General features: G+C 69.6%; 2 protein-coding genes. One reads left to right on the top strand and one right to left on the bottom strand.

Annotation, left to right across the window (positions count from 1 at the left end):
- Positions 1 to 91: 91 nt before the first annotated feature.
- Entirely contained in the window at positions 92 to 1,444 is a 1,353-nt protein-coding gene (locus tag TA90_RS02210) for an O-acetylhomoserine aminocarboxypropyltransferase/cysteine synthase family protein (RefSeq protein WP_043534392.1), read from the bottom strand.
- Positions 1,445 to 2,028: 584 nt separating this feature from the next.
- Between TA90_RS02210 and TA90_RS02205 the strand changes: the two genes are divergently transcribed.
- Positions 2,029 to 2,838, top strand: an 810-nt coding sequence (locus TA90_RS02205; protein ID WP_407921575.1) for a coiled-coil domain-containing protein, incomplete at its 3' end; no start/stop codon positions are given.

Below are 2,838 nucleotides of genomic sequence, written 5' to 3'. Positions count from 1 at the left end.
CGAAGTGCCGGAAGGCAGCGGGGTCGCCCTCGTGCCACCCCCCGGAGACCGGGGGGCGCAGGGGCTGGACGGAGCGGTGCTGCGACATGGCTCAGGCCGCCTCGGTACCCGCCGTGACTGCGGCAGCGGCGGCGAACCCGAGCTCGAGGTCGGCGATGATGTCGTCGACGTACTCGATGCCGATGGACAGGCGCACCGTGCCGGGCTCGATGCCCGCCTTGCGCAGCTCGTCCTCGGTGAGCTGGGAGTGCGTGGTGGAGGCCGGGTGGATGACGAGGGACTTCGCGTCCCCGATGTTGGCCACCGTGGGGAGCAGCTCCAGGGCGTCGGCGAAGGCCTTCCCCGCCGCGGCCCCGCCCTCGATCACGAAGGAGAGCAGTCCGCCGGGACCGCGCGGCGTGTACTTCTTCGCCAGCTCGTGGTACGGGGAGGACTCGAGGCCCGCGTACGCCACGGACTCGACCTGGGAGTGCGCCTCGAGGTACCGGGCGATCCTGAGGGCGTTGTCCACGTGGCGCTCGACGCGCAGGGACAGGGTCTGGATGCCCTGCTCGATGAGGAACGCGTTGAAGGGCGAGGAGGCGAAGCCGAGGTCGCGCTCACCCAGGGTCCGCGCCCGCAGGATGTAGGAGAGGTTGACGCCGAAGGCGCCGTCCTTGCCGAGGTCCCGGGCGTAGACGAGGCCGTTGTAGGACTCGTCGGGAGTGGAGAAGTAGGGGAAGCGCTCGGGCTCGGCGCCGTAGTCGAAGTTGCCCGAGTCCACGATGACCCCGGAGATCGAGGTGCCGTGCCCACCGAGGTACTTGGTGGCGGAGTGGACGACCACGTCCGCGCCCCACTCGATGGGACGCAGGAGGTAGGGGGTGGCCACGGTGTTGTCGACGATCAGGGGGACGCCGACCTCGTGGGCCGCGGCGGCGATGGGCTCGATGTCGAGGATGTCGCCCTTGGGGTTCGGGATCGTCTCACCGTAGAAGGCGACCGTCTTCTCGTCGGCGAGTGCCTTCCAGGCCTCGGGGTCGGAGGTGTCCTCGACGAAACGGGCCTCGATGCCGAGACGGCCCAGGGTGTTCTTCAGCAGGGTGACCGTGCCCCCGTACAGGGAGGGGGAGGCGACGACGTTGTTGCCGGCGACGGCGATGTTGAGGATCGCCAGTGCCTCGGCGGCCTGTCCGGAGGAGACGAGGAGCGCGCCGACACCGCCCTCGAGGGCGGCGATGCGGTTCTCGACCGCCTCGTTGGTGGGGTTGGTGAGGCGGGTGTAGATGGGTCCGAGCTCCCGGAGGCCGAAACGGTCGGCTGCCTGGTCGGCATTGGCGAAGGCGTAGGAGGAGGTCTGGAAGATCGGGAGGCTCGTGGCCCCGGTCTCGGGGTCGCGGTCCCAGCCCGCGTGGATCTGCTTGGTCTCGAAGGCCCAGTTCTGGGCGTTGCTCTGGTGTGACATGTCTGCTCCTGCAGTCGGTGTGGTGAGGTGGGGCGGGAGCAGTGCTCCGGGGCGGCCCGGTGGTCCGGGGTCGGTGGCCGTCTTCCGGTGCCTCCCGCAGGTGGTGACACTGGCTGCACGACAGTTCCGCACACGCGTCACGCCCGACCCGTGGGAGGAACTCGTCCTCGACCTCCGGCGGTCGGCGCATCTGGTGGCTGACGTGCAGTCAGCTCGGCATTCGGCGGGACATGGGCAGAACATACGTGACGCCCGGGGGGCGTGGAGGACGGGTCCCAGGATCCGGGATGGTGTGACGTGGTCGGGTGCCGGCGGGGCCGGTGGGGTCTGGTGGGGACCGGGACGGGGGCGGCACCGCCCGCGGAGCGGCGTCGCTTCCCCGTGGCGTTCGGTGGTGCTGATGTTGCGATTGTGGCCAATGGTGCACGTGTGTTCAAAAGGCATTATTGGGAAACTTGTTGCACATGGTCATGGTGGTGAAGTACGTTCGTGGGGGAACCAGCGTCTGAGGGCGCATCCGGACGCGAGGCGGGCGACGGGTGCGCACCGGTGACGGACCGTCGAGCAGACAACAGGTGGGTCACGTGGCATTGAGCATTCGAGGACGGACAGTCGAGCAGCACAGGTCCCCGCGGCGCGTCACGGGCCTCGTCGCACTCCTGGCCGCACTCTCCCTCTTCTTCCCGGCCGTGGCGCAGGCCGCGCCCTCCCAGGACGACATCGACCGGGCCCGGGCCGAGGAGAACGCCGCGAAGATGTCGGTGGCCCAGATCGAGGTCGAGCTGGCCAACGTCACCTCCCAGGCCCAACAGACAACGCAGGCGGCCCAGATCGCGGCCGAGGAGCTCAACGACGCCAAGATCAAGCTCCAGGAGGCCACCGACACCGCCACGAAGGCCAAGGAGGAGTCGGCCAAGGCCCAGGCGGACTACGACAAGGGTCGCCAGGAGCTCGCCTCGGTGGTCCAGACCGCGTACCGCTCGGACGGTTCGTCCCTGGACGCCCTCGCCCCCTATCTGGAGTCCGACGGCCTGCGCACGGTGGAGGCCAAGCAGGCGGCGATCCAGACCTTCGGCAGCGCCGCCGAGTCGAAGATGCAGCGCGTGGCCGCGCTGGAGCAGGTCGCGAAGATCATGAAGGACGCGGCCGACAAGGCGGTGGCCAACCAGCAGGAGGCCACGGACGAGGTCCAGACGCGCACGGATGCCGCACAGGCGGCCGCGGAGAGCGCGGTGGCCCTCCAGAACCAGACCGAGGCGCGCCGTCAGGTGCTCACCGAGGAGCTGGCCAAGAAGGAGAACACCACTGTCGCCCTGATCCAGGAGCGCCAGACCTACCTCGAGGAGCAGCGCCAGAAGGCGGCCGAGGAGGCTGCCCGCAAGGCGGCCGCGCAG

Origin of the sequence: Actinomyces polynesiensis (assembly GCF_000820725.1) — a bacterium.
Lineage (GTDB): Bacteria > Actinomycetota > Actinomycetes > Actinomycetales > Actinomycetaceae > Pauljensenia > Pauljensenia polynesiensis.
The sequence above is the reverse complement of the archived record's forward strand: the minus strand, read 5'-3'. Positions and strand labels throughout refer to the sequence as shown.

Coding starts and splice junctions, on each gene's coding strand:
- TA90_RS02210 (WP_043534392.1), bottom strand. CDS start 1,444: ATGTCACACCAGAGCAACGCCCAGAACTGGGCCTTCGAGACCAAGCAG.